Source organism: Pseudomonas sp. HMSC063H08 (genome assembly GCF_001813645.1).
GTDB classification, from domain to species: Bacteria; Pseudomonadota; Gammaproteobacteria; order Pseudomonadales; family Pseudomonadaceae; genus Pseudomonas; species Pseudomonas aeruginosa.
Genome location: NZ_KV813476.1, coordinates 13,065 through 36,721 on the forward strand (window position 1 = coordinate 13,065; position 23,657 = coordinate 36,721).

At 67.5% G+C, this 23,657-nt stretch carries 28 protein-coding genes; 18 read left to right on the forward strand and 10 right to left on the reverse strand.

All coding sequences use genetic code 11. From position 1 onward, the window contains the following. The first annotated feature begins 22 nt into the window (after positions 1–22). The 3 genes from HMPREF2924_RS19235 (at position 23) to HMPREF2924_RS19245 (ending at position 2,780) form a co-directional block, all read left to right on the forward strand. Positions 23–739, forward strand: a complete 717-nt coding sequence (locus HMPREF2924_RS19235) for a UTRA domain-containing protein (RefSeq protein WP_003086532.1) — start codon at positions 23–25, stop codon at positions 737–739. A gap of 165 nt (positions 740–904) precedes the next feature. Beyond that, the gene (locus HMPREF2924_RS19240) at positions 905–1,807 is read left to right on the forward strand and encodes a LysR family transcriptional regulator (protein WP_003133861.1); all 903 of its coding nucleotides are present in this window, start codon (positions 905–907) and stop codon (positions 1,805–1,807) included. A 136-nt stretch (positions 1,808–1,943) separates the two neighbouring features. Further along, positions 1,944–2,780, forward strand: coding sequence for a bifunctional allantoicase/(S)-ureidoglycine aminohydrolase (locus tag HMPREF2924_RS19245; protein WP_003086528.1), 837 nt, complete (start codon positions 1,944–1,946; stop codon positions 2,778–2,780). A 97-nt stretch (positions 2,781–2,877) separates the two neighbouring features. On the opposite strand, the gene HMPREF2924_RS19250 is transcribed toward HMPREF2924_RS19245, so the two are convergent. Both HMPREF2924_RS19250 and HMPREF2924_RS19255 read right to left on the reverse strand, forming a co-directional pair. Beyond that, on the reverse strand, positions 2,878–3,726 hold the full coding sequence (locus HMPREF2924_RS19250) for a CAP domain-containing protein (protein ID WP_003082304.1): 849 nt from the start codon (positions 3,724–3,726) through the stop codon (positions 2,878–2,880). 90 nt (positions 3,727–3,816) lie between these two features. Next, a complete protein-coding gene (locus HMPREF2924_RS19255; RefSeq protein ID WP_003109095.1) occupies positions 3,817–4,692 on the reverse strand; it encodes a LysR family transcriptional regulator in 876 nt (291 codons plus the stop codon). 145 nt (positions 4,693–4,837) lie between these two features. Between HMPREF2924_RS19255 and HMPREF2924_RS19260 the strand changes: the two genes are divergently transcribed. Next, on the forward strand, positions 4,838–5,824 hold the full coding sequence (locus HMPREF2924_RS19260; RefSeq protein ID WP_003133873.1) for an NAD(P)H-quinone oxidoreductase: 987 nt from the start codon (positions 4,838–4,840) through the stop codon (positions 5,822–5,824). A 6-nt stretch (positions 5,825–5,830) separates the two neighbouring features. Here HMPREF2924_RS19260 and HMPREF2924_RS19265 read toward each other — a convergent pair whose 3' ends face one another. Beyond that, on the reverse strand, positions 5,831–6,562 hold the full coding sequence (locus HMPREF2924_RS19265) for a PA1136 family autoinducer-binding transcriptional regulator (protein ID WP_003086520.1): 732 nt from the start codon (positions 6,560–6,562) through the stop codon (positions 5,831–5,833). Positions 6,563–6,733: 171 nt separating this feature from the next. Between HMPREF2924_RS19265 and hchA the strand changes: the two genes are divergently transcribed. The 3 genes from hchA to HMPREF2924_RS19280 all read left to right on the forward strand — a co-directional run bounded on the left by hchA (position 6,734) and on the right by HMPREF2924_RS19280 (position 8,695). Continuing rightward, complete coding sequence (gene hchA / locus HMPREF2924_RS19270) at positions 6,734–7,609, forward strand: glyoxalase III HchA (protein WP_003133875.1); 876 nt, start codon at positions 6,734–6,736, stop codon at positions 7,607–7,609. A gap of 255 nt (positions 7,610–7,864) precedes the next feature. Then, complete coding sequence (locus HMPREF2924_RS19275) at positions 7,865–8,278, forward strand: thiol-disulfide oxidoreductase DCC family protein (protein ID WP_003163116.1); 414 nt, start codon at positions 7,865–7,867, stop codon at positions 8,276–8,278. Positions 8,279–8,344: 66 nt separating this feature from the next. Beyond that, entirely contained in the window at positions 8,345–8,695 is a 351-nt protein-coding gene (locus tag HMPREF2924_RS19280) for a DUF7079 family protein (protein WP_003133878.1), read from the forward strand. A gap of 9 nt (positions 8,696–8,704) precedes the next feature. On the opposite strand, the gene HMPREF2924_RS19285 is transcribed toward HMPREF2924_RS19280, so the two are convergent. Further along, positions 8,705–9,394 carry a hypothetical protein gene (locus HMPREF2924_RS19285; protein WP_003133880.1) on the reverse strand — a complete coding sequence of 230 codons (690 nt, stop codon included), beginning with the start codon at positions 9,392–9,394 and terminating at the stop codon, positions 8,705–8,707. Positions 9,395–9,706: 312 nt separating this feature from the next. On the opposite strand from HMPREF2924_RS19285, the gene HMPREF2924_RS19290 reads away from it, so the two are divergent. Continuing rightward, the gene (locus tag HMPREF2924_RS19290; RefSeq protein ID WP_003133883.1) at positions 9,707–10,975 is read left to right on the forward strand and encodes an MFS transporter; all 1,269 of its coding nucleotides are present in this window, start codon (positions 9,707–9,709) and stop codon (positions 10,973–10,975) included. Beyond that, positions 10,963–11,940 carry a rhamnosyltransferase gene (locus HMPREF2924_RS19295; protein WP_003082283.1) on the forward strand — a complete coding sequence of 326 codons (978 nt, stop codon included), beginning with the start codon at positions 10,963–10,965 and terminating at the stop codon, positions 11,938–11,940. Before HMPREF2924_RS19290 ends, HMPREF2924_RS19295 begins: the two co-directional genes overlap by 13 nt. Here HMPREF2924_RS19295 and HMPREF2924_RS19300 read toward each other — a convergent pair. Together HMPREF2924_RS19300 and HMPREF2924_RS19305 are read right to left on the reverse strand one after the other, a co-directional pair. Next, positions 11,937–12,344 (reverse strand): FosA family fosfomycin resistance glutathione transferase, encoded by a 408-nt coding sequence (locus HMPREF2924_RS19300; RefSeq protein ID WP_003082280.1) that lies wholly within the window; start codon positions 12,342–12,344, stop codon positions 11,937–11,939. The genes HMPREF2924_RS19295 and HMPREF2924_RS19300 overlap by 4 nt on opposite strands. Before the next feature lie 34 nt (positions 12,345–12,378). Beyond that, on the reverse strand, positions 12,379–13,290 hold the full coding sequence (locus HMPREF2924_RS19305) for a LysR family transcriptional regulator (RefSeq protein WP_003086503.1): 912 nt from the start codon (positions 13,288–13,290) through the stop codon (positions 12,379–12,381). A 134-nt stretch (positions 13,291–13,424) separates the two neighbouring features. Here HMPREF2924_RS19305 and HMPREF2924_RS19310 point away from each other — a divergent pair, with 134 nt between their 5' ends. Both HMPREF2924_RS19310 and HMPREF2924_RS19315 read left to right on the forward strand, forming a co-directional pair. After that, positions 13,425–14,414, forward strand: coding sequence for an aldo/keto reductase (locus HMPREF2924_RS19310; RefSeq protein ID WP_003133886.1), 990 nt, complete (start codon positions 13,425–13,427; stop codon positions 14,412–14,414). A gap of 94 nt (positions 14,415–14,508) precedes the next feature. Then, on the forward strand, positions 14,509–15,096 hold the full coding sequence (locus HMPREF2924_RS19315; RefSeq protein WP_003082271.1) for a DUF4234 domain-containing protein: 588 nt from the start codon (positions 14,509–14,511) through the stop codon (positions 15,094–15,096). A gap of 6 nt (positions 15,097–15,102) precedes the next feature. On the opposite strand, the gene HMPREF2924_RS19320 is transcribed toward HMPREF2924_RS19315, so the two are convergent. Continuing rightward, complete coding sequence (locus HMPREF2924_RS19320) at positions 15,103–15,855, reverse strand: SIR2 family NAD-dependent protein deacylase (RefSeq protein WP_003086499.1); 753 nt, start codon at positions 15,853–15,855, stop codon at positions 15,103–15,105. A gap of 13 nt (positions 15,856–15,868) precedes the next feature. After that, positions 15,869–17,365: a dGTPase gene (gene dgt / locus HMPREF2924_RS19325; protein ID WP_003133889.1), complete on the reverse strand. Its 1,497-nt coding sequence runs from the start codon at positions 17,363–17,365 to the stop codon at positions 15,869–15,871. A 230-nt stretch (positions 17,366–17,595) separates the two neighbouring features. Between dgt and HMPREF2924_RS19330 the strand changes: the two genes are divergently transcribed. Both HMPREF2924_RS19330 and HMPREF2924_RS36485 read left to right on the forward strand, forming a co-directional pair. Further along, positions 17,596–17,916, forward strand: a complete 321-nt coding sequence (locus tag HMPREF2924_RS19330; RefSeq protein ID WP_003082265.1) for a DUF2025 family protein — start codon at positions 17,596–17,598, stop codon at positions 17,914–17,916. A gap of 132 nt (positions 17,917–18,048) precedes the next feature. Continuing rightward, the gene (locus HMPREF2924_RS36485; RefSeq protein WP_003086493.1) at positions 18,049–18,180 is read left to right on the forward strand and encodes a hypothetical protein; all 132 of its coding nucleotides are present in this window, start codon (positions 18,049–18,051) and stop codon (positions 18,178–18,180) included. A 33-nt stretch (positions 18,181–18,213) separates the two neighbouring features. Here HMPREF2924_RS36485 and def read toward each other — a convergent pair whose 3' ends face one another. Beyond that, a complete protein-coding gene (def, locus tag HMPREF2924_RS19335) occupies positions 18,214–18,753 on the reverse strand; it encodes a peptide deformylase (RefSeq protein WP_003133891.1) in 540 nt (179 codons plus the stop codon). Positions 18,754–18,962: 209 nt separating this feature from the next. Between def and yfiR the strand changes: the two genes are divergently transcribed. The 5 genes from yfiR to HMPREF2924_RS19360 all read left to right on the forward strand — a co-directional run bounded on the left by yfiR (position 18,963) and on the right by HMPREF2924_RS19360 (position 22,630). Continuing rightward, complete coding sequence (gene yfiR / locus HMPREF2924_RS19340; protein WP_003086488.1) at positions 18,963–19,535, forward strand: small colony variant regulatory diguanylate cyclase inhibitor YfiR; 573 nt, start codon at positions 18,963–18,965, stop codon at positions 19,533–19,535. Then, complete coding sequence (tpbB, locus tag HMPREF2924_RS19345; protein WP_003116327.1) at positions 19,535–20,842, forward strand: small colony variant regulatory network diguanylate cyclase TpbB; 1,308 nt, start codon at positions 19,535–19,537, stop codon at positions 20,840–20,842. Before yfiR ends, tpbB begins: the two co-directional genes overlap by 1 nt. Continuing rightward, entirely contained in the window at positions 20,814–21,320 is a 507-nt protein-coding gene (locus tag HMPREF2924_RS19350) for a small colony variant regulatory network protein YfiB (protein ID WP_003133895.1), read from the forward strand. The genes tpbB and HMPREF2924_RS19350 overlap by 29 nt, the downstream gene beginning before the upstream one ends. Positions 21,321–21,594: 274 nt before the next feature. After that, positions 21,595–22,149 carry a magnesium transporter gene (locus tag HMPREF2924_RS19355; protein WP_023094830.1) on the forward strand — a complete coding sequence of 185 codons (555 nt, stop codon included), beginning with the start codon at positions 21,595–21,597 and terminating at the stop codon, positions 22,147–22,149. A gap of 106 nt (positions 22,150–22,255) precedes the next feature. Then, complete coding sequence (locus HMPREF2924_RS19360; protein WP_003082252.1) at positions 22,256–22,630, forward strand: hypothetical protein; 375 nt, start codon at positions 22,256–22,258, stop codon at positions 22,628–22,630. 9 nt (positions 22,631–22,639) lie between these two features. On the opposite strand, the gene HMPREF2924_RS19365 is transcribed toward HMPREF2924_RS19360, so the two are convergent. Continuing rightward, complete coding sequence (locus HMPREF2924_RS19365; RefSeq protein ID WP_003082250.1) at positions 22,640–23,479, reverse strand: CvfB family protein; 840 nt, start codon at positions 23,477–23,479, stop codon at positions 22,640–22,642. Positions 23,480–23,657: the final 178 nt, after the last annotated feature.

Sequence of the window (23,657 nt, forward strand, 5' to 3'; positions counted from 1 at the left end):
GCCCCAGCGGAGAAGCGTCGATATGCGCGACGAGCCGTCCCGCCCCCTGACGGTGATCTACCAGTCCCTGCGCGAGCAGATCGAGCGCGGCCTGCTCGCGCGCGGCAGCAAGCTGCCCAGCGAACGGCAGTTGAGCGAGCTGTTCTCGACCACCCGCATCACCCTGCGCGAGGCGCTCGGCCAGTTGGAGGACCAGGGCCTGATCTACCGCGAGGAACGCCGCGGCTGGTTCGTCTCGCCGCAGCGGCTGCTGTACAACCCGCTGGTGCGCAGCCACTTCCACGCGATGGTCGCCGACCAGGGCCGGGTGCCGGAGACCGAGGTGCTCGGCGCGGCGATGATCCCGGCCAGCGTCGACATCTGCCAGCGCCTGGAGCTACCGGCGCTGTCGCGGGTGTTCCAGATCCGCCGGGCGCGGCGGGTCGACGGGCGGCTGGTGCTGTACGTCGAGCACTACCTGAATCCCGCCTACTTTCCCGGCATCGAGCGCTTCGACCTGACTCGCTCGCTGACCGATCTCTACGCCAACCACTACGGCATCCGCTATGGCCGGGTGCGCTTCGAGATGGTCCCGACCATCCTCCCGGCGGAGGCCGCCGGGCCGCTGCGGGTCTCGGTGGGCAGCCCGGCGCTGCAGATCGTGCGGGTCAACCGCGACCAGGCGGGCCGCCTGATCGACTGCGACCTGGAGTACTGGCGCCACGACGCGCTACAGGTCAACGTCGAGGTGCCCGAGTAGCGCTCCGCAGTCCTGTTCCTGGCGCATGCATGACCGCCTGGCGGGTTTCCCGCCGCTTCCAGCGCATTGGTCGACCGCTGGGCACGCTGCGTCGACGCTGAGCGGTTGCCGCTGACGGCACGGCCTGCTAAAAGCGGCGACGACATTCGAAAATGCGATACGACCATGAGCGACAGTGAAAAATCGAATAGCCGCCTGTTCGACCTCGACCTGCTCCGCGCCATCGTCACGGTGGCCGACTGCGGCAGCTTCACCACTGCCGCCGCGCGCCTGCACTCGACCCAGTCGACCGTCAGCCAGAAGGTTCGCCGCCTGGAGGAAATGGCCGGACACCGCCTGCTGGAGCGCGGCAACCGCGACGTGTTGCCGACCGACGCCGGCGATACGCTGCTCGGCTACGCGCGTCGCCTGCTGGCGCTGAACGACGAACTGGCCGAGGCGCTGTCCGGCGCCACGGTGGCGCTGACGGTGCGCATCGGCGTGCCGGACGACTTCGCCGCCGGCCGCACCACCGAGCGACTGGCGGCCTTCAACCGGCGTTATCCACAGGTCAAGCTGGAAGTCACCAGCGGCATGAGCCGCGACCTCAGCGCCAGCTACGACCGCGGCGAACTGGACCTGGTGCTGCTCAAGCAGCGCCGCGCCAGCCGCGAGGCACTGGCCTGCTGGCCGGAAAAGACATGCTGGGTGGACAGCGCCAGGAATCCCTGCATCGACCTCGACCCGCTGCCCATCGTCACCTTCCCGCCGCGCGGAGTCTACCGCGACGAGATGATCGCCGCCCTGGAAGCGGTCGGCCGGCGCTGGCACATCAGCTTCACCAGTTCCAGCCTCAGCGGCCTGCAATCGGCCATCGCCGACGGCATGGGCATCGGCCTGCTGCCGCTGCGCGCGGTGAGCGCAGGCCATGCGGTGCTGCCGAAGAACGCCGGGCTGCCGGCGGTGGACGTGTTCGAAGTGGCGCTGCTGCACCGGCCGGCGGCGGATCCGATGGTGAAGGCGCTGGCGCGCGTGCTGTCGCGGGTGCTGGCGGAAGATACCCGGAGCCGGTCCGCATTCGAAAAATGAATATGCTGGATTCCAACATTTAATTTGTGCATGCGCCAGGCGCTGGATATCGTTGCCGTCAGCAACGGCTCGCGCCCGCCCGTTTCGCTCCGGCGGCGCGTGCGCCGGCAGCAAGACAACAACGAGGAAACGCTCCATGTCCAAGTCCAGCTACTACGCGCCGCACGGCGGGCACCCGGCACAGACCGAGCTGCTCACCGACCGGGCGATGTTCACCGAAGCCTATGCCGTGATTCCCAAGGGGGTGATGCGCGATATCGTCACCAGCCACCTGCCGTTCTGGGACAACATGCGCATGTGGGTGATCGCCCGCCCGCTGTCCGGCTTCGCCGAGACCTTCTCGCAGTACATCGTCGAACTGGCGCCCAACGGTGGCAGCGACAAACCGGAGCAGGATCCCAACGCCGAGGCCGTGCTGTTCGTCGTCGAAGGCGAGCTGAGCCTGACCCTGCAGGGCCAGGTCCACGCCATGCAGCCGGGCGGCTACGCCTTCATTCCGCCGGGCGCCGACTACAAGGTGCGCAATACCACCGGCCAGCACACCCGCTTCCACTGGATCCGCAAGCACTACCAGAAGGTCGACGGCGTACCGCTGCCGGAAGCCTTCGTCACCAACGAGCAGGACATCCAGCCGCTGGTGATGCCGGACACCGAAGGCCGCTGGAGCACCACCCGCTTCGTCGACATGAGCGACATGCGCCACGACATGCATGTCAACATCGTCAACTTCGAGCCGGGCGGCGTGATCCCCTTCGCCGAGACCCACGTGATGGAGCACGGCCTGTACGTGCTGGAAGGCAAGGCGGTGTACCGCCTGAACCAGGACTGGGTCGAGGTGGAGGCCGGCGACTTCATGTGGCTGCGCGCCTTCTGCCCGCAGGCCTGCTATTCGGGCGGCCCGGGGCGCTTCCGCTACCTGCTGTACAAGGACGTCAACCGGCACATGCGCCTGACTCTCAATGCGCCGCATTGAGGGCGGGACAGGCTGAAAGGGAACCCGGCGCCATGGCGCCGGTTTTTTCGTTTGCGGAAGGCGCCCAGCCCGTCGTCAGCTCCGGGCGCGGAGGACTTCAGGGCGAACCGAACATGGCCGTCCAGTAGATTCCCGCGTCACTCTTCGGATCGGTGGCGTAGGCCGCGCCCAGCTCGCGGTAGCCGGGGTTCATCAGGTTGGCGCAGTGGCCCGGGCTGGCCAGCCAGCCGTCGACCACCTTGTCCACCCCGTCCTGGCCGGCGGCGATGTTTTCGCCGATCAGCCCGCCGCTGTAGCCGGCCAGCTCGGCGCGGTCGCCGGGGGTGCGGCCGTCGCGGTCGAGGTGGTCGAAGAAGTTACCGTTGGCCATCGCCCGCGAATGCGCTTCGGCGGCGCCGCCAAGGGTGGCGTTCCAGGCCAGCGGCTGGGCCGCTGCGTAGGGCTTGCCACCGCACTGGCGGGCTTGCCCGCGGGCGGCGTTGATCCGTTCCAGGAGCTTCTGCCCTTCCGCCTGCCAATCGCCCATGCCGCCGCGCAGCAATGGCCGGGCGAGGACGATGCGCCAGTCGCGGTCCTGGCGGCTGACGCCGACGTCGACGAATTGCGGGTCGAGCACCACGCGGCAGAAGCTTTCCTGCAGCGCCTTCATCGCCGCGCCGGCATCGCGCGGCCCGGAAAGGCTGATCGACTGCACGTTGACCATCGGGTAGGCGGCCTGCGCCATCGCCTGCTGCAGGTCGCCGGCGGCATTCACCGGCAAGGCCAGGCGCGGGTCGGCGGCCAGCGGCGGCAGTTCGCCGCTGGCCTGCCCGCCGCAGGACTGCACCTGGCCACGGTAGGCGTTGATCGCCTCGACCAGTTGCGCCTCGTCGGCGGCACTGGCGGCCGCTGCGAGTGCCAGTCCGAGCGTCAGTACGGCCAAACGCGGGATGCTTGGGATTGCCATGGAAATCTCCTCGATCTGATGGCGCCTATGATGCGCGATTCCGCGGCGCGCCGCCGCATTCGACCGGAACCCGGCGCCGGCGTTGCAGGCTCAGGCCGGCGCTTCGGCGAACGCCTCCACCAGCCGCTCGATCACCGCGCGGACCCGCGCGGTGTGGCGCAGGTCCTTGTGGGTAACCATCCACACCTCGTATGGCCGGCGTCGCTCACGCTGCGGCCAGACCCGCACCAGTCCGTCGCGCTCGCCCATGTACAGCGGCAGCTCGCAGAGCCCCAGGCCACGCGCCAGGGCCTGGCGCACCATCATGTTGGAATTCACCGCGATGACCACCCGGCCGTCGCGGATCGGCTCGCCGCCCAGGGTCAGTTCGCGCTGGCTGTGCCAATAGGGTTCGTACATCACCAGGTCGTGGCCGCGGAAACGCTCGCCGGGCACCGGTACGCCGTTGCGCCGCAGGTAGTCCGCGGAAGCGAACAGGCCCATGGGCCAACTGGCGAGTTTTCTCAGGATCAAATCGGGATTTTCCGGCCGCAGGGTGCGAATCGCGATGTCGGTCTCGCGCTTGGGCAGGTCGACCACGGCCGAAGCGCTGTCGAGCAGCACGCGGATATCCGGGTGTTCAAGGTGCAGGCGGGCCAGGGCGGGTAGCACGAAGTCGACGGCCAGGGAGTCGGTGGTGGACAACCGCACCTCGCCGGACAGTCGGTGGTCCATCCCGCGGGTCCGCCGCAGCAGCTCCAGGGCCGAGCGCTCCATCTTCTCGGCCAGTTCGAAGGCCGCCTCGCCGGCCGGGGTCAGCAGGTAGCCGGATGATGTGCGCAGGAACAGGGTCGAGCCCAGCGCCGCCTCCAGCGACGCCAGCCGCCGGCCCACCGTGGCCTGGTCGATGTGAAGCGCGCGGGCGGCGCCGCGCAGGGTGTGCTCGCGGCAGAGCGCGAGGAAGACGCGGGTGTCGTCCCAATTCATGGCGGTTTTCCTGATGCATTTTCGCATCAGTCTAATGAAAAAGCGCTGCGCGACCACGGCATCCGCGCTGATTACCATGCGAATCAGGTCCGAACCATTTTCCCAGGAGCATGCGATGAGCAGCACGAACCGATTTCCCGAACGAATGACCGCCATCGAGATCGCCCGGCCCGGCGGCCCCGAGGTACTGGTGGCGACCAGCCGGCCGCTGCCGACGCCCGGCCCGCGCGAGGTCCTGGTCGAAGTCCGCGCCGCCGGCGTCAACGGTCCCGACGTGCTTCAGCGCAAGGGCGTGTACGACCCGCCGCCCGGCGCCTCGGACATTCCCGGCCTGGAAATCGCCGGCACGGTGCGGGCGGTCGGCAGCGAGGTCAGCCGCTTCGCCGTCGGCGAGGCGGTGATGGCGTTGATTCCCGGCGGCGGCTACGCGCAGTTCGCGGTGGCCGACGAGCGCACCACCCTGCACCTGCCCGACGGCCTGGGCATGGAGGAAGCGGCGGCGCTGCCGGAAACCTTCATGACCGTCTGGGTCAACCTGTTCCAGCGCGGTGGCTTCAAGGCCGGCGAGACGCTGCTGGTCCACGGTGGCGCCTCCGGCATCGGCACCACCGCGACCATGCTGGGCAAGGCCTTCGGCGCGGCGAAGATCTTCACCACGATCTCCAGCGAGGCCCAGCGCGAGGCCAGCCTGCGCCTCGGCGCCGACGTGGCGATCGACTACACCGAGCAGGACTTCGTCGAGGAAGTGCTGCGCGGCACCGAAGGTCGCGGGGTCGATGTGATCGTCGATATCGTTGCCGGCGACTATGTGACGCGGAACTACCAGGCGGCGGCGATGAACGGACGGATCGTGCAGATCGGCGTGATCAAGGGCAAGGCCGCCGAAGTCGACCTGTTCCCGATGCTGAGCAAGCGCCTGGTCCATCTTGGCTCGACCCTGCGCTCGCGAAGCCACGACGAGAAAGGCGCGATCATCGCCGAACTGGAGCGCCAGGTCTGGCCGCATGTGCGCGCCGGCACTGTCCGGCCGCAAGTGTTCCGCACCTTCCCCCTGGAACAGGCGCGCCAGGCCCACGAACTGATGGACTCCGGCCAGCACATCGGCAAGATCGTCCTCACGTCCGCTCCCTGAGGCGGCTCAGACCTCGATATCGCCCAGGCGCAGCGCCCGCGCCACCGCCTGGGCGGTGGACGCCGCGCCGAGACGGCGGCGGGCGGCACGCAGGTGATTCTCCACGGTGCGCTCGGAAATCATCAGGATCGCCGCCACCTCCGCTTGCTGCTTGCCCAGGGCGATCCATTGCAGGACTTCCCGCTCGCGCTCGCTGAGCGCTTGCGCATCGCCCGCCGACACAGGGCCGCGCAGGCGCTTCAGGGCGAAGAACAGGATCGGGCAGAAGGCCTGGGCGGCGAGCTTGCAACCGGCATTCAGGTCCAGCCGCTCGCCGGCGAAAGACACCGCGCCCTCCAGACCGTTGCGGCCGAACACCGGCACCTGCATGCCATTGACCTGGCCGAGGTCGCGGACCCCACGGACGATGCGGTAGGTCATGCGCTCGGGATCCTCCGAGGGGCTCTTCGACCAGAAGAACGGCTCGTCCAGTTCGAGGATGTGCCGGGTGACCGGACAGTGCAGAAGATAGGCGTCGCGCTCCTGGGCGCTGCGCCCCTCGGCCCAGTCGCCATGGACGAAGAACAGCTCGTCGATCAGTTCGTCCTCGCCGGGGCGGGGGAACAGGCTGCAGACGATCACCCGGTCGAAGCCCAGGCGTGCGGCGAACTCCACCATCTCGCGGCAGACCGCCTCGGTGGTAGCGGCCTTACGCAGCCGGGCGACGCTGTCGAAGAGAAGGCTGGCGTAGTCGGTCATGGAGCGGACGTTCCTGGCTTTTCCCGCATGATCCCCGGCTTGCCGGCAAAAGCCCATAGGGGAAAACCCTCAGGCGACCGATCGTGGGTTAGGGGATTTCCCCTATTTCGCCGGCCGGCGACCCCGCCTATCGTCTTGGTGCGACCTCCATCACGCAGAAAGGAACGAGCCATGAGCAACGAGCGCGACACCAGCAGAACCCCGACGCCCGACCACGCCGAGCACAACGCGTTCTTTCCCTCGCCCTATTCCCTGAGCCAGTACACCTCGGCGAAGACCGACTTCGACGGCGCCGACTACCCGACCCCGTACAAGGGCGGCAAGAAGGTGCTGATGATCGGTACCGACGAACGCTACATCCTGATGCAGAACGGCAGCATGTTCTCCACCGGCAACCACCCGGTGGAAATGCTCCTGCCGATGTACCACCTGGACAGGGCCGGCTTCGAGTTCGATGTCGCCACGCTCTCCGGCAACCCGGTGAAGCTGGAGATGTGGGCGATGCCCGGCGAGGACGAGGCGGTGAAGAGCATCTACGCGAAGTACCTGCCCAAGCTGAAAGCGCCGCAGAAGCTCGCCGACCTCCTGGAGCAGGCCGTCGCCGACGACTCGCCGTACGCCGCGGTGTTCGTTCCCGGCGGCCACGGCGTGCTGGCGGGCATTCCGCACAGCCGGGAGGTGAAACGGCTGCTCAATGCCTTCCTCGCCAAGGACCGCTACATCATCACCCTTTGCCACGGTCCGGCCTGCCTGCTGGCACCGGCGGTCGACGAGAAGCCGGAGGACTACCCGTTCAAGGGCTACGAGATCTGCGTGTTCCCCGACGCCCTGGACACCGGCGCCAACCTGGAGATCGGCTACATGCCCGGTCCCCTGCCCTGGCTGGTGGGCGAGAACCTGCAGAAGCTCGGGGTGAAGATCCTCAACAAGGGCATCACCGGCCAGGTCCACCGCGACCGCAAGCTGCTCACCGGCGACAGCCCGCTGGCCTCCAACAACCTTGGCAAGCTGGCCGCCAAGACCCTTCTCGAAGCGTTCGCCCGCTGATTCCCCGCCGCGCCCCGTCCGTGCCTCACGGACGGGGACATCTCCCGTTCGTCCCGGCGTCATCGAACTTAAACCGGCCTGGCGCAGCATCGTCCTTCAGGAAGAGGAATGGCGCGTTGCCCGACGCCGTCCGGCGAAAGACGAATCGATGACCGCACAGAAAGAAAACTCTGACAGCACACCGACTAGTCGTCCTCCCTTCCCGCCGTTACGGTTCCGGGCTTGCGCACAAAGCCGAACCCAAGGGGGCCCCTCATGTCACTGCCGCCGTACCTCAAGCCCGGCGACAAGGTCGTGTTGTACGACCAGCACTGCCGCTTCTGCACGCTCTGGAGCGGTTTCCTGGCACGCCGCGCCGACCACCGGCTGAAGCTGCTTGCCGCGCAGTCCGCCGAAGGCCTGGCGATTCTCGATTGGTTCGGGCTGGCACCCGATCATTTCGACACCTGGCTGTTCGTCGACGGCGCCTACGCCTGCGACGACAACGATGCCCTGCTCGAGGTGCTGCGCCTGTTGCCGGGCCCCTGGCGTCACCTGCGCTGGCTGCGCCTGCTGCCAGCCTGGCTGCGCGACGAGTGCCACGAGGCGCTACGGCGCAACCGCTGGCGCTGGTTCGGCCGCCAGCGCCCACCCCTTCGTCGTCGCTCCTGGCGTCCCCGTCGAGCCTGACGCCTCTCCGCGCGGGCCGTGGCGGGTTATGCTGCCTGCGCACCAGCCTGCGGACCCATACTTGCCATGGCCCTTGACCCGAGCCAACGCCGACGACTGCGCCACGCGCTATCCGACGCCTTCGTCGACACTCTCCTGGAGCCCGAGGATATCGCCCGGCGGATAAAGGGCGTCGACCCGGCGTTGCTGGAGCGGTTGTTCTTCGAGGAAGTGGCGCCGGTCTGCCACGGCAACCTGCTCAGCCCCGCTCCGGCGGTCTGGACCGCCTTCGACGAGGCCTGGCTGGAAGAGGCCATCGAGCGACGCCTGGCGCGGCAAAGGAGCAGCGCCCTGCGACGCTGGCACGAGCGCTGCCTGGTCGCCTGGCTGCGATGGCGATACGCCGACACCTGGCGCGCGATCGCCGGCGCTCTTTGAGCGAGCGCCTCAGCGAAATACCGAATGGATGAGCTTGCCGGCCTTCTTCGTGTCGACCGCCTGCTGGCGTACCGGCGGCAGCGGCTCGCGCTTGTCCTTGTCTGCCTCGTTCATCTGCGCCACCCAGGCGTCCACCCGATCGCGGCTGACGGCGCCGTAGTTGAGACGGCAGCTATCGACGAGGGTCTTGCCCTTCTTCTCCTTGTAGCTGCACTGCACGCGGAAGTCGCCGATGTAGTTGGTGGCGAAGCTCTCGGCACGGAACGGCGCGGAGAACGGCTTGGAGGTATAGGTCTCGTAGTAGTAGTCGGTCTTGGTCAGCGGCGTAGAACGACAGTTGGACTCCACGTTCACCGCCGTGTGGGTGACGCTGCGCTTCCTTTTCTGGACCGTCTTCTCCAGCGCCTCGCCGTTGGCCTCGCAGCGCTCCTCGTACGCACCGGTCTCGCGGGTGACGGTATAGGACAGGTACCTCACCTCGAACTCGTAAAGCTCGTAGTAGCGCGGCGTCAGTGCGAGGCTGAACAGCTCGGAGTACGACGAGGTGGTGACGTGGGCCGCATGGGTCTTGGAGGCGGGATCGCGGAAACGCAGGGTCAGGCGGGTGGACGGGTCGTTGCTGCCGGTGTTCTCGAAGCCGACCACGCCGGTGACGAAGCTGGGCGGATCGCCGGCGCGCATGGAGAACCAGGACGACACCGAGCCCTGGTTCGCCGGGTTGATGTTGCAGCCCGCCAGCGCTGCCATGCAGGCGAGCACGGCAGGTAGCTTTCCTTTTCTGGGCGTCATTGAAATCCCTTTGCTCGCGACAGGAGGAAAATATCGTTAGGAAACAACGTTGAGAGGCCGGCAAGGATACCCGACTGGCGCACGGGTCGCATCATTATGACATCACGCCGCCCGCCGGCGTTGCCGCGACCGTTCGTCGAACCTGTGAATTCCGGTAGTTTCCCTTGCCGTCGCTGGCGTCCCAGGATCGGGATTTCCTGTGTTCGCCGGGAGGATCCTGGCGTGTCCACGACCAGCCTCTGCCCCTCCGCCACGCGGGAACACGGTCCCGGCGCGAAACGCGTCCTGCCTCTGCTGTTCCTTACCTGCCTGCTGGATGCCGCTGGCGTCGGCCTGATCGTGCCCCTGCTGCCGACGCTGATCGGCAGCGTGGCGCCGCTGGCGGTCCGCGACGCGGCCACCTGGGGCGCCGCCCTGGTGATGACCTTCGCGCTGCTGCAATTGTTCTTTTCGCCGGTCCTCGGCAGCCTCAGCGACCGCTTCGGACGCCGCCCCGTCCTGGTCCTGGCGATGCTCGGCTTTGCCCTCAGCTATCTGCTGCTGGCGTTGGCCGACAGCCTCTGGATGCTGTTCCTCGGTCGCGCGCTGGCCGGGCTCACCGGCGCCAGCGTGGCCACCGCGATGGCCTGCGCGGCTGACCTCGGCACGCACGGGCAGCGCACCCGGCACTTCGGCTGGCTGTACGCCGGCCTCGCCCTGGGCATGATCCTCGGCCCCGCCCTCGGTGGGCTGCTGGCGATGCACGGCACGACGCTGCCGCTGTTGCTGGCCGCCGGCCTGTGCCTGCTCAACGCCCTGCTCGCCGGCCTGTTCCTCGAGGAAACCCTGCCCCCGACGCGACGCCGCCGCCTGGATCCGAGGCGGATGAACGCCTTGCGCTCGATCAGCGGCCTGGCTCGGCAACCGGGGGTCGGACGCCTGCTGGCGGTGCTTGCCCTGGTATTCCTCGGCTTGCAGGCGGTGATGGTGGTCTGGCCCTTCTTCGTGATCGAGAAGTTTCACTGGAGCAGCGCCTGGATCGGCTACTCGCTGGCCCTCTACGGCGTGCTCGCGGTGCTCGCCCAGACCCTCGGCGTGAACCTCTGCAAGCGGCGCCTGGACGACGCCCGCTTGCTGCGCCTGGGCCTCGCCCTGCAAGGCTGCGGCCTGCTGCTGTTCGCCCTGGTCGACTCGTCATTCTGGCTGGTCTGCGCGCTGCTGCCCTTCGCGCTCGGCAGCCTCGCCACCCCGGCCATGCAGGGGCTGCTCTCGGCCCGCGTGCCGGTCGATCGCCAGGGCGAGTTGCAGGGCGTGCTGAGCAGCCTGATGAGCCTCGCCGCGATCGTCGGTCCGCCGCTGATGAGCGGCCTGTTCCACTGGGGCAGCGGTCCGCTCGCGCCAGTGCCCCTGGCCGGCGCGCCATTCCTCGCCGGCGCCCTTCTCGTTCTGGCCGGGCTGGTCCTGGCCTGGCAACTTCGACCTACGGGAGAAGAACGATCATGGACCGGATAGACATGGGCGTGCTGGTGGTGCTGTTCAATCCTGGCGACGACGACCTGGAACACCTTGGCGAACTGGCGGCGGCGTTTCCGCAACTGCGCTTCCTCGCCGTCGACAACTCACCGCACAGCGATCCGCAGCGCAATGCCCGGCTGCGCGGGCAAGGCATCGCCGTGCTGCACCACGGCAACCGGCAGGGCATCGCCGGCGCCTTCAACCAGGGGCTCGACGCGCTGTTCCGGCGTGGCGTGCAGGGTGTGCTGCTGCTCGACCAGGACTCCCGTCCCGGCGGCGCCTTCCTCGCCGCCCAGTGGCGCAACCTGCAGGCGCGCAACGGTCAGGCCTGCCTGCTCGGCCCACGGATCTTCGACCGGGGTGACCGGCGCTTCCTGCCGGCCATCCATCTCGACGGACTGACGCTCAGGCAATTGTCTCTGGACGGCCTGACGACCCCACAGCGCACCTCGTTCCTGATCTCCTCCGGCTGCCTGCTGACCCGCGAGGCCTACCAGCGCCTCGGCCACTTCGACGAGGAACTGTTCATCGACCACGTGGACACCGAGTACAGCCTGCGCGCCCAGGCGCTGGACGTGCCCCTGTACGTCGACCCGCGGCTGGTCCTCGAGCACCGCATCGGCACGCGCAAGACCCGCCGCCTCGGCGGTCTCAGCCTCAGCGCGATGAACCACGCCCCGCTGCGCCGCTACTACCTGGCGCGCAACGGCCTGCTGGTCCTGCGCCGCTACGCCCGGTCCTCGCCGCTGGCCCTGCTGGCGAACCTGCCGACCCTGACCCAGGGCCTCGCGGTGCTCCTGCTCGAGCGCGACAAGCTGCTCAAGCTGCGCTGCCTGGGCTGGGGCCTGTGGGACGGCCTGCGGGGGCGCGGCGGCGCGCTGGAGCGCAACCGCCCGCGCCTGCTGAAGCGCCTCGCCGGTCCGGCCGTGGCGTCCGTAGCTTCCGGCAAGGCCAAGGCCTAGTCGGCGAAACGCATTCCCGCATAGGGCGCTTGCCGGCACGCCGCGAGCCGGCTGCGCAGGTCGCCGACGTGGGCCTCCAGGCGATGGCCGTCCGGGTCGAGGAAGTAGAACGAATCGCCCTCGCTGCGGTTCTGCTTCCATTCGCGCACGCCATGCGCGCGCAGCTGCGCGGCGAAGCGGGCGAAATCCGCGGCGGCGATGCCGAAGGCGTAGTGCGTGTAGTCCGCAGCCGGCCCGCCGTACTGCGGCTCCCGGGACAGGCACAGCCACAGCGAACCCAGTTCGAGATAGGCGCCCTGGTCCCAGCGCGCTTCCAGGCGAAAGCCGAGAAGATCGCGGTAGAAGGCGATGCTGGCCGGCAGATCGGCGACCGCCAGGGTCAGGTGATTGAGACCGGTGAGCATGGGGGCTCCTTGCAAGGTGTGGCGGGAGGTCGACTCAGGCACGTCCCAGCCAGTCGCCGCGGATCATTTCCATCAGTTGGCGCAAGCCGGGTTGCGGCTGGCGTCGGCTCGGATAGTAGAGGCAGAACGGCGCGCCCATCGAGGTCCAGTCCGGCAATACCAGTTGCAGCCGGCCGCTACGCAGCTCCTCGGCGATTCCCACCTCCAGGCAGTAGGCCAGGCCGACACCGTCCAGGGCCGCGGCAACCGCCGTATTGCTTTCGTTGACGCTGAAGGGGCCGGGCACGTCGACCTCGACCATCCGCTCGCCGTCGCCCAGTTCCCATTTGTAGAACGAGTTGTCGCCCAGGCGCATGCGGATGCAGGCGTGCCGCAACAGGTCGTCCGGCCGCTGGGGCACGCCGTGGCGCGCCAGGTAATCGGGCGACGCGGCCACCACCCAGCGCAGCTCCCCGGTCAATGGCACCGCGACCATGTCCTGGGGCACCGTGCCGCCGTAACGGATGCCGGCGTCGTAGCCGTCGGCGACGATGTCGACCATGCGGTCCTCCACCGAAAGTTCCAGTTGCAGGTCCGGATACGCCTCGGTGAAGCGCCTGAGGACCGGCCCCAGCAGCAGCCGCGAGGCATCGCGCGGCACGTTCAGGCGCAGCCGGCCCACCGGCGAGGTGCGATAGGCATCGAGTTCGCCGAGCGCCTCGCCGATCACCTGGAAACCATCCTCCAGCTTGGCCGCCAGCGCGCTGCCGGCATCGGTCGGCACCACCGAACGGCTGGTACGGTTGAGCAGCTTCACCCCGAGCCGCGCCTCGAGGTTGCGCATGCTGTGGCTCAGCGCCGAGGTACTGACACCCAGTTCCTGGGCCGAGTGACGGAAGCTGCGGCGCCGGACGATGGTCATGAAGACGTTCAGGTCGGCGAGTTCGGAACGGGTGAAAGCCGGCATTCCAGGGCTCCTGGCAGTTCTCGGAGGTCAATGCAGCATTGAGCCACATTCAATCTCGGGTGATCTAGAGTAATCGCTCCGTGCCGCCGAGCGCATTGCCGGCAAGCGTTTTCCCGATCTGCAGGAGTATTTCCATGAGCGTTGAAAGCATTCGCATCGAGGGTATCGACACGCCGGTCTCGCGCATCGGCCTCGGCACCTGGGCCATCGGCGGCTGGATGTGGGGCGGCGCTGACGACGCGACGTCGGTGGAAACCATCCGGCGTGCGGTGGAATCCGGGATCAACCTGATCGACACCGCGCCGGTCTATGGCTTCGGCCATTCCGAGGAGGTCGTCGGCAAGGCCTTGCAGGGCCTGCGCGACAAGGCGGTGATCGCCACCAAGGCGGCGCTGGAGTGGAGCGACGCGGGCATCCACCGCAACGCCTCCGCCGCACGCATCCGCCGGGAGGTCGAGGACTCGCTGCGGCGGCTGAAGACCGATCGCATCGACCTGTACCAGATCCACTGGCCGGACCCGCTGGTGGCGCACGAGGAAACCGCCGGCGAACTGGAGCGCCTGCGCCGCGACGGCAAGATCCTCGCCATCGGCGTGAGCAACTATTCACCGGAACAGATGGATGGGTTCCGCCAGTTCGCTCCGCTGGCCAGCGTGCAGCCGCCCTACAACCTGTTCGAGCGCGCCATCGACGCCGACGTGTTGCCCTACGCCGAGCGTAACGGCATCGTCATGCTGGCCTACGGAGCGCTGTGCCGCGGCCTGCTTTCCGGACGGATGAACGCCGAGACCCGCTTCGATGGCGACGACCTGCGCAAGTCCGACCCGAAGTTCCAGCAGCCCCGCTTCGCCCAGTACCTGGCAGCGGTCGCGCAACTGGAGGAACTGGCTCGCGAGCGCTATGGCAAGTCGGTGCTGGCCCTGGCCATCCGCTGGATTCTCGATCGCGGCCCTACGGTGGCGCTGTGGGGGGCGCGCAAGCCGGAGCAGTTGAACGGCATCGCCGACGCCTTCGGCTGGCGCCTGGACGACGAGGCCATGGCCCGCATCGAGCGGATCCTCGCCGAGACCATCCAGGATCCGGTCGGTCCCGAGTTCATGGCGCCGCCCAGCCGCAACGCCTGATCGGACGGCCGGGGCGGCAACGCCCCTGGCCGCTGGCCTGACGGAGCGGCGGAAGGCAAAATGGCGGTTTTTCTCAAGGACTGCCGGATCAGTTATGGAAAACGTCTACAAGACCCCGGAAGCGCCCCTGGTGGAAACCCGCGGCGCGAAGCGGGCGCATTTCTTCGTCACTTCCCTGGGCAAGATGAGCGTGCTCTTCCTCGTCACCCTGGGGCTGTACGGCGTGTACTGGATGTACAAGCACTGGAAGGCCCAGCAACCGCAGATGGAGCGGCGGATCAGCCCGGTATGGCGGGCGATCTTCGGCATCTTCTTTTTCCACGCCCTCGCCCGGCGGATCCACCAGGCCCTGCCGGAAGAGCGCCAGGCACTATGGAGCCCGAGCAAGGATGCGACCTGGGCGGTGCTGCTGACGGTCGCGGCGAACCTGATCAGCCACCTCACCGACGTGGTCCCCGCGCTGGAGCCCTACTCGCTGCCCTCGCTCCTGCTGCTGCTCACGCCGCTGATCCCGATGCGCAACATCCAGCGCCAGGCCAACCTCGCCAGCGGCGACCCGCAGGGCACGGGCAACGCCGGCTATTCGGGCTACAACCTACTGTTCATCGTGCTCGGCGCGCTCTACTGGCTGCTGATCCTGATCGGTTCCGCGGTGATCCTCTTCGGCTCGTCCCAGGGCTGAGCCGCCTCAGCCGGGAAACGCCCGGCGCAACAGTTCGGGCAGCACCTCGCCGGCCGGACCGACGAGACAGTGCTCGCGCGGATGGCGGGTGCGCACCGGTTGCGGGTTCACATGCACGACGCTGGCACCGTGTTCCAGCGCCAGTCCGGGTATCCGCGCCGCCGGCTGCACCACGCCGGAAGTGCCGACGCTGAGCAACAGGTCGCACTCGCAGGCCGCGGCGAAAGCCTCGCGCAGCGCCGCCTCGGGCAGCGCCTCGCCGAACCAGACCACGCCCGGCCGGACCTGTCCGCCGCAGGCCGGACAACGCGGCGGCTCGATCCGTCGTCCCTCTTCCGGCTCGACCGAATCGGGCAAGGCGTCCCGGTAGGCTGCCGCGCAGGTCGCGCAACGCGGCGCGTGCAGGCTGCCATGCAGGTGAAGGACGTCGCGGCTGCCGGCGCGTTCATGCAGGTCGTCGACGTTCTGGGTGACCAACCGGGTGTCGGCGATCCGTCCGCTCAACGCGGCGATCGCCCGGTGCGCGGGATTCGGCTGGACACCCAGCACCTTCAGGCGGCGCCACTCGTACCAGCCCCAGACCAGCGCGGGATCGTCGGCGAAGGCCGCGGGCGTGGCCAGGGCCGCCGGATCGTAGCGCGCCCAGAGACCGCCAAGGGCATCGCGGAAGGTGGGAATCCCGCTTTCCGCCGACACCCCGGCGCCCGTGAAGATCACCAGGCGGCGGGCCCCGGCGAGCAGTTCGACGACAGCGCGCATCTCGCTCCTCCGCTTACAGCGCGGACAACGCGCGGTATTCGTCCTGGGCATGCTGGTCGGTCATGCCGCTGACGAAATCCTGGAGCATGCGGCAGCGGTGGTAGAACTCCCACTGCCGCTGCAACGGGTCCTCCGCCACACCTTTCATGGCCTCCAGGTAAGCCTTGATCTGCTGGCTCGGCAGGCGCCGAACCAGCAGTTGCGGATGCGGCGCGGCGGCCTGGCGACCTTCGGCGAGGGCCTGGAACTCCTCGGCCGGCAGGCGCAGCAGCGGCGCGTAGAAATCCAACAGGCCCTGGATGATGCGGTAGCCCTGCAATTCCAGGGTTTCCACCTCCGGATGGCAGAACACCCATTCCATGGCCACGTCCTTGAACGTCTGGACGATGGCGTGCGGCAGGCTGCCGTCCTCCATCAGCGCGCGGCCGAGGGTGCCGGCATGAACCGCTTCGAGGTTGTCGATGAACTGCTGGGCGGCGTGCTGGACCAGCGGGTGGATCATTTTCACCCGCAGGCGGATGAAGAATTCGCTGACCTTGTTGATCGGCTCCCGCTCGGCCTTTTCCAGCGAGTAGTCGACCATCCGCTGGAAGCTCATGTTGTCCGCGTCGCCGGGAATCGGCGCGTCCGGCGAATGGTGGACGGCAAACTTCTTCACCAGCAGATCCGCCAATTGACGGATGTCGAGGATGCCTTTTTCCACCGAGTCTTCGATATCGGCCAGGCAATAGGAGATATCGTCGGCCGCTTCCATGATGTAGGCCACAGGGTGGCGAGTGCCCGGGCGCATGCCGAGGACTCGGCGCAGTTCGTCGACGAAGGCTTCCTCGGAAAGATAGAAGCCCGGCTTCTTGTTCAGGTAGTGGTTCGCCGCCGCCTTGTCCGGCTTCGGCTCGTAGGCCGGGCGCACGTACTTGAGCAGGCCGGCGGTCTGCGTGTAGGTGAGGTTCAGGCGCAGCAGCTTCACCACCAGGCGGATGGCCTGGGCGTTGCCTTCGAAGTGCTTGAGGTCGGTGAGCATGCGCTGCTGCAACAGGCCGTCGCCCTGGCCCGGCGGTATGCGGCGCTCGAACAGGGCGTCGAGATTGCGTTCGAACCAATCGTTGATGGCGTACTCGCCGAAATGACCGAACGGCGGATTGCCGACGTCGTGCATCAGGCAGGCCATTTCCACCAGGCTTTCCAGCGCGCCTTCCAGCCCGTCCAGGCCGACCTCCGCGGCACGCGGGCCCAGTTGGCGGAACAGCGTGCGGACGATGAAACGCCCGGTCTGCTGCACTTCCAGGGAATGGGTCAGGCGGCTGCGCACCGCCGCGTTGCGCTCCAGCGGGAAGACCTGGGTCTTCTGCTGCAGGCGCCGCACGGCGGCGGAATTGACGATGCGCCCGCGGTCGCTTTCCAACTGGTAGACGATGTCTTGCAGATCGGTATTCCCGGCATGTCCGTAGGTTTCCCTGTCATGCGGACGCTGGCGGGATATCCGCTCCTTGAAATCCACGGCCCCTGGCATCTGGCGCTGTTCTCCACTCGGTCGGCTGCGAACCCCGAGCCTAGCGCGTGGCGGCGGTTTAACCAAGGTCGCGACAATCCGTCCCACTACCGTTCGCGGTCCGCCCTCTTCCCCGGGCGGCGGCAACTGGCAGAATACCCCGCTCGGCACCAGCGACCCCCGCCGCAGAACGGGGGCGCCGCCGATCATGCGTGCGCCCATAGAAACAGGAACGTTCAGGGAGGTTCCGCATGAGCATCACATCCACCGACATCTGCCAGGCCGCCGATGCCCTCAAGGGGTTCGTCGGTTTCAACCGCAAGACCGGCCGCTACATCGTGCGTTTCAGCGAAGACTCCTTCGGCATGGACGTAGCCGACGACAGCATCACGCCCACCAGCGAGTTCGTCTGGAGTTCGGTACGCGACGACGTCATGCGCCTGGGCCGCGAGCAGTTGCAGATCCTGCTGGAACAGAACATCAACGAACGACTGAACATCGGCGAGCCGCTACTGGTCTATCTGCGCCGCCAGGACCTGCCGGAAATCACCGCACAACGCCAGTTGCGCTGAGCGCCGTCGATCGCCACCCGCGCCGGGCGCTGCGCCACGCATTATGCTGGAAGCGTCCGCCGCCGTCCGGCGTCGCGGACGCCATCGGCCATCCGGCGCGCCACGCAGGTGCTGCGTGGGGAGGTGAACGCCATGAGCAAGGGACTGAACGCGAAGAAGGAAACTCGTAGGAAACCGCTGAAAACCGCCCAGGAGAAACGCCTGGCGAAACGAGCGAAAAAACACGCTCCGGCGGCGCCGCTCGGCACCCCATCGCGGAGCTGAGCTAGGCCGGAGCGGAGCCGCAGGCGCAATCGCTCAATCGTCCGCGGCGGGGTCCAGGTCGGGGAACAGCACCTCGGTGAAGCCGAACTTGCTGAAGTCGGTGATTCGCGAGGGATACAGGCGGCCGATCAGGTGGTCGCACTCGTGCTGCACCACCCGCGCATGGAACCCTTCGACGCTGCGGTCGACCGGCTGTCCCTGCGGGTCCAGGCCCTGGTAGCGGATGCGCCGATGGCGCGATACCGCGCCGCGCAACCCCGGCACCGACAGGCAGCCCTCCCAGCCCTCTTCCATCTCGTCGTCCAGCGGGGTGATCCGCGGGTTCAGCAGGATGGTCGGCGGCACGGCCGGGGCGTCCGGATAGCGCTCGCTGCGCTCGAAACCGAAGATCACCAGTTGCAGGTCGACGCCGATCTGCGGCGCGGCCAGCCCTACCCCGCCGACGTGATGCATGGTTTCGAACATGTCGTCGATCAGCCGTTGCAGCTCCTCGCTGCCGAGCAGTTCGGACGGCACCGGCTGCGCAATGCGCAACAGGCGCTCGTCACCCATCTTGAGGATTTCCCGGATCATGCCGCCCCCTGATAAAGGTCAGTAACGTCCTACATGCTCAGCCAGAAAACCAGACAGGACAAGACGCAAAGAGCTTCCATCTCCGGCAATTGCGTCATTGGTTTGACACCGAACGGCTTTCTTTCCCGGCACATCCGGTAATATTCGCCGCACACCGACTACACTGGCCAGTCGTACCACCCCGCTACGTTTTCCTGGAGGAAACCTTTTTGCCTTCGTTGCCCACCTTGCAGCCCCTCGACCTCTACAGGCGCACCCTGGCCTGCCTGGTCCTGGCGGTTTCCTGCCTGGGCGGCGGAGGCCTGTGGGCGGACGACGCACGGACGTCGGTCGAGCAACGCAGCAACGCGGTCAGCCAGGTTCTGCTGGGCATATTCAGCTACGTGCGCTGGCCGAAGGAACCGGCGGTTCTGCAACTCTGCGTGGTCGGCCCGACCGAGTACGCCGACGGCCTGCTCCGCGGCATGGTGCAGGCCAATGGCAGGCGCGTGCATGCGGAACGCCGCGCGGTGGACAACCCGGACCTCGGCACGCTCTGCAACGTGATCTACCTCGGAGTGGTCGACGAGCGCGAGCGCCAGCAGGTGTTCCACAGCCTGGCCGGGCATCCGGTCCTGTCCATCAGCGAGCGTGGCACCGAATGCAGCGTCGGCAGCATGTTCTGCCTCAACGTCGGCGGTCCGCGCATCACCTTCGAGGCCAATCTCGACTCCATCGCCCGCAGCGGCGTACGCGTGCACCCGAGCGTATTGAAACTGGCAAGGCGGCAGGCCACTCCGTGATGAACCGTCGTCGTCGCTATACGGGTTCCAATCCATCGCTGCGCCGGGTGCTCTATCGCGCGCACCTGGGCGTGGCGCTGGTCGCGGTATTCACCGCCGGGCTGGCAGTGACCCTGGTCGGCCTGCTGACCCTGCGCGCCTACGCGGACCCCAACCAGCAACTGATCGCCCGTTCCATCAGCTATACCGTCGAAGCCGCGGTGGTCTTCGGCGATGCCCAGGCCGCCGAGGAATCCCTGGCGCTGATCGCCTCCAGCGAAGAGGTCTCCAGCGCCATCGTCTACGACCGCCAGGGGCAGCCCCTGGCCAGCTGGCATCGGGAAAGCACCGGGCCGCTGCACCTGCTGGAACAGCAACTGGCGCACTGGCTGCTCAGCGCGCCGACCGAACAACCGATCCTGCACGACGGCCAGAAGATCGGTTCGGTGGAGGTGAAAGGCTCCGGCGGCAGCCTGCTGCGCTTCCTGCTCACCGGTTTCGCCGGCATGGTCCTGTGCCTGCTGCTTACCGCCCTGGGCGCCTTCTACCTCTCACGGCGGCTGGTACGCGGTATCGTCGGCCCGCTCGACCAACTGGCGAAGGTCGCGCATACCGTGCGCCGCGAACGGGATTTCGAGAAGCGCGTACCGGAAGCCGGCATCGCCGAGCTGAGCCAACTGGGCGAGGACTTCAACGCCCTGCTCGACGAACTCGAATCCTGGCAGGCGCGCTTGCAGGACGAGAACGCCTCGCTGGCGCACCAGGCCCACCACGACAGCCTGACCAGCCTGCCCAACCGCGCCTTCTTCGAAGGCCGCCTGAGCCGGGCGCTGCGCGATGCCAGCGAGCACCGCGAGCAATTGGCGGTACTGTTCATCGACAGCGACCGTTTCAAGGAGATCAACGACCGCCTCGGCCATGCCGCCGGCGACACCGTGCTGGTCAACATCGCCATGCGCATCCGTGGGCAGTTGCGCGAAAGCGACCTGGTGGCGCGCCTGGGTGGCGACGAATTCGCCGTGCTGCTCGCACCGCTGGCGTCCGGCGCCGACGCCCTGCGCATCGCCGACAACATCATCGCCAGCATGCAGGCGCCGATCCGGCTCAGCGACGGCAGCACGGTGAGTACCTCGCTGACCATCGGCATCGCCCTCTATCCCGAGCACGCGGATACCCCGGCGGCGCTGCTCCACGACGCCGACATGGCGATGTACATCGCCAAGCGCCAGGCCCGCGGCAGCCGGCGCCTGGCGGAACTCAACGACCCCCGCATCCTTCAGGAAGAAAAGGAGATAGACAGTGCTACCCCAGAGGCTCCACCCAAGTAGATTGCTCGCCCTCGCCCTGTTCAGCCTTGTGCTGGGCCTGGCCGGTTGCCAGACCAAACCGCCGCAGACCGGCCTGAGCGCCGAGCAGATCGCCGTGCTCCAGGAGCAGGGCTTCGAACTCCGCGACGAAGGCTGGGAGTTCGGCATGTCCAGCAAGGTGCTGTTCGGCAACAATCTCGACCGTCTCAATCCCGACAGCCGCAACACCCTGACGAAGATCGCCCACGCCTTGCTCGCGGTAGACATCGACAAGGTCCGCCTGGAAGGCCACACCGACAACTACGGCGACGAAGGCTACAACCAGAAGCTCTCCGAACGGCGCGCCGAATCGGTAGCCGCGGTGTTCCGCGAAGCCGGCATGCCGGCGGCCAACATCGAGGTCCGCGGCCTGGGCATGAGCAAGCCGGTGGCCGATAACAAGACCCGCGCCGGCCGCAGCGAGAACCGCCGCGTCGCCATCATCGTTCCCGCCGAGTAATCCTGCGCTCGCGGGCTGCGTACGGCCCACCCGTACCTGGCCCGTCCATCGCCCGGCCCCGCCGCCACCCCGCTTCCGGCCTATGTTGAAGGAAGAAGCCAGCAGACCGGCGTACCGGCCGCCGCTGCCGCGGATGCTAGACTGAATGCTGCGCAAGAAACCGACAATCCCGGCCGACCTGCCGCTTGCGGGTGCTCCGGGATTCACCGACAGGGGGTATCGACCTTTGCCTGTTCGCCCAAGGAACAGGCCGTCAGACGATGGGAGGCATGCCATGAACCGGCATTACTACATCAGCGACAACCTCGACGAGCTGGAACGGCTCGAAGCCGAACTGGAAGCCAGCGGCATCGCCACCGAGCAGATCCACGTCCTCAGCGAAAAGGACGCGGAGACCGGCCAGCGCCATCTGCACGAAGTCTCTCCGTTCATGAAGAAGGATGTGGTCCGCTCCGGCCGTGTCGGCCTGTTGGTCGGCCTCGTCCTGGCCATCGTCGCCGTGGCCTTCGCCTATGCCAGCGGCTGGACGGAAACCGCCGCCGGCTGGATTCCGGTGATCTTCCTCGGCGCCGTGCTCTGCGCGTTCTGCCTGTGGGAAGGCAGCTTCTTCGGCCTGCAGCGCACCAACCGCGCCTTCCGCCCCTTCGAAGAACGCCTGCACCAGGGGCAGCACCTGTTCTTCGTCGATGTGAAGAACGCCCAGGAGCCGATCCTGGTCAACGTGGTCAGCCACCACCCGCGCCTGCAGGACGCCGGCACCGGCCCCGCGGTCTCTTCGCTGCTGCTGGGCTGGCAGCAACGCTGGCGGCGGTTCCGGCGGATGGTCTGAGCGGCGGGGCCTGCGCACCGCGCAGGTCCTGCGCCGTCCCTCCGGCTGCTAGAATATCCGGCTACCCGCCCGCCATCCCGGCCGGCGCGGCCCGTCAGGAAACTCCATGAAACTCGATAAAGCGGCAGCCATCGCACAGCTCAACCAGGCCTTGGGCATGTCCGTGCTGGATGCCGGCAACACCCTGCTCGCCCGCTTCAACAAGAGCAAGAACGTCTGGTGGTTCGATATTCCGCTCAGCCAACTGAAGGCCGGCAAGTTCCTCAACCTGCTGCTGGCGAACCCGGCCGGCGATGCAGTGGAGCACCTGAAGGTGCCCACCGGTTTCCTTCGCCAGCAGCAGGACAGCCTGGAACTGCGCGACAAGAACGCCCGCCGGCCGACCCTCAGCCTGGAGCTGAGCGCGGACCCCGGCAAGCGCCTGCGCGACGTCCGCCCCGGCGGCGCTGGCCTGGACTTCGCCCCGTTCCTCCAGCCCTGAGCGGAAACCTCAGCGCGGCAGTTCGATGCGTTCCGGGTGGATCAGGATCAGGCCTTTCTTGTAGAGACCGCCGATGGCCTTCTTGAAGGTCCCCTTGCTGACCCCGAAGAGCCGGTGGATATCTTCCGGCGAACTCTTGTCGCTGAGCGGCAGGCTGCCGCCGGCCTCCAGCAGCCGGGCGAGAATCTGCTGGCTCAGCTCGACGGCGGCCTCGGCGCCGACCGGCTGCAGGCTCAGGGCGATCTTGCCGTCCGCGCGCAATTCCTTGATGTAGCCCTGTTCGCGCATGCCGCTGCGGAGGAACTTGAACGCCTCGTTCTTGTGGATCAGGCCCCAGTGCTTGCCCTCGATGATCGCCTTGAAGCCCATCTCGGTACGCTCCACCACCAGCAGGTCGACCGCCTGGCCGACGCTGTAGCGCGGCGGCAGGTTGTCCAACTGCCGGTCCAGGCGCGCGGTGGCGGTGATGCGGTTGGTGCGCTTGTCCAGGTAGACGTAGACCACGCAGTAGTCGCCGACCTGCAACGGACGCTTCTCTTCCGAATGCGGCAGCAGCAGGTCCTTGGGCAGGCCCCAGTCGAGGAACAGGCCGATCCGGTTGATCTCCACGACCTTCAGGCTGGCGAAACCGCCGACCTGGACCTTGGGCGTCTGGGTGGTGGCGATCAGGCGGTCGTCGCTGTCCAGGTAGATGAACACGTTGAGCCAGTCACCCACTTCGCTGGGCTGGTCCTTCGGCACATAGCGCTTGGGCAGGAGGATCTCGCCGTGCTGGGTACCGTCGAGATAGAGCCCGAACTCCGTGTGCTTGACCACCTGCAGTGAATTGAAACGCCCGATGACCGCCATGTTGTCTCCCCCTGTCGAAGGGGCGGCATTCTACCGGGCGCCACGCAGGCGGGCGGAAGTTTTTGCCGGTACGCCGACGCCGCTCATCGCCTTGCCGGCCGTTCGCGCCGAAACATCCTGAACCACGCGGACATTTCCCAAATGCCGACTGTCTACTGGCAGTAAGCACAACGATGTT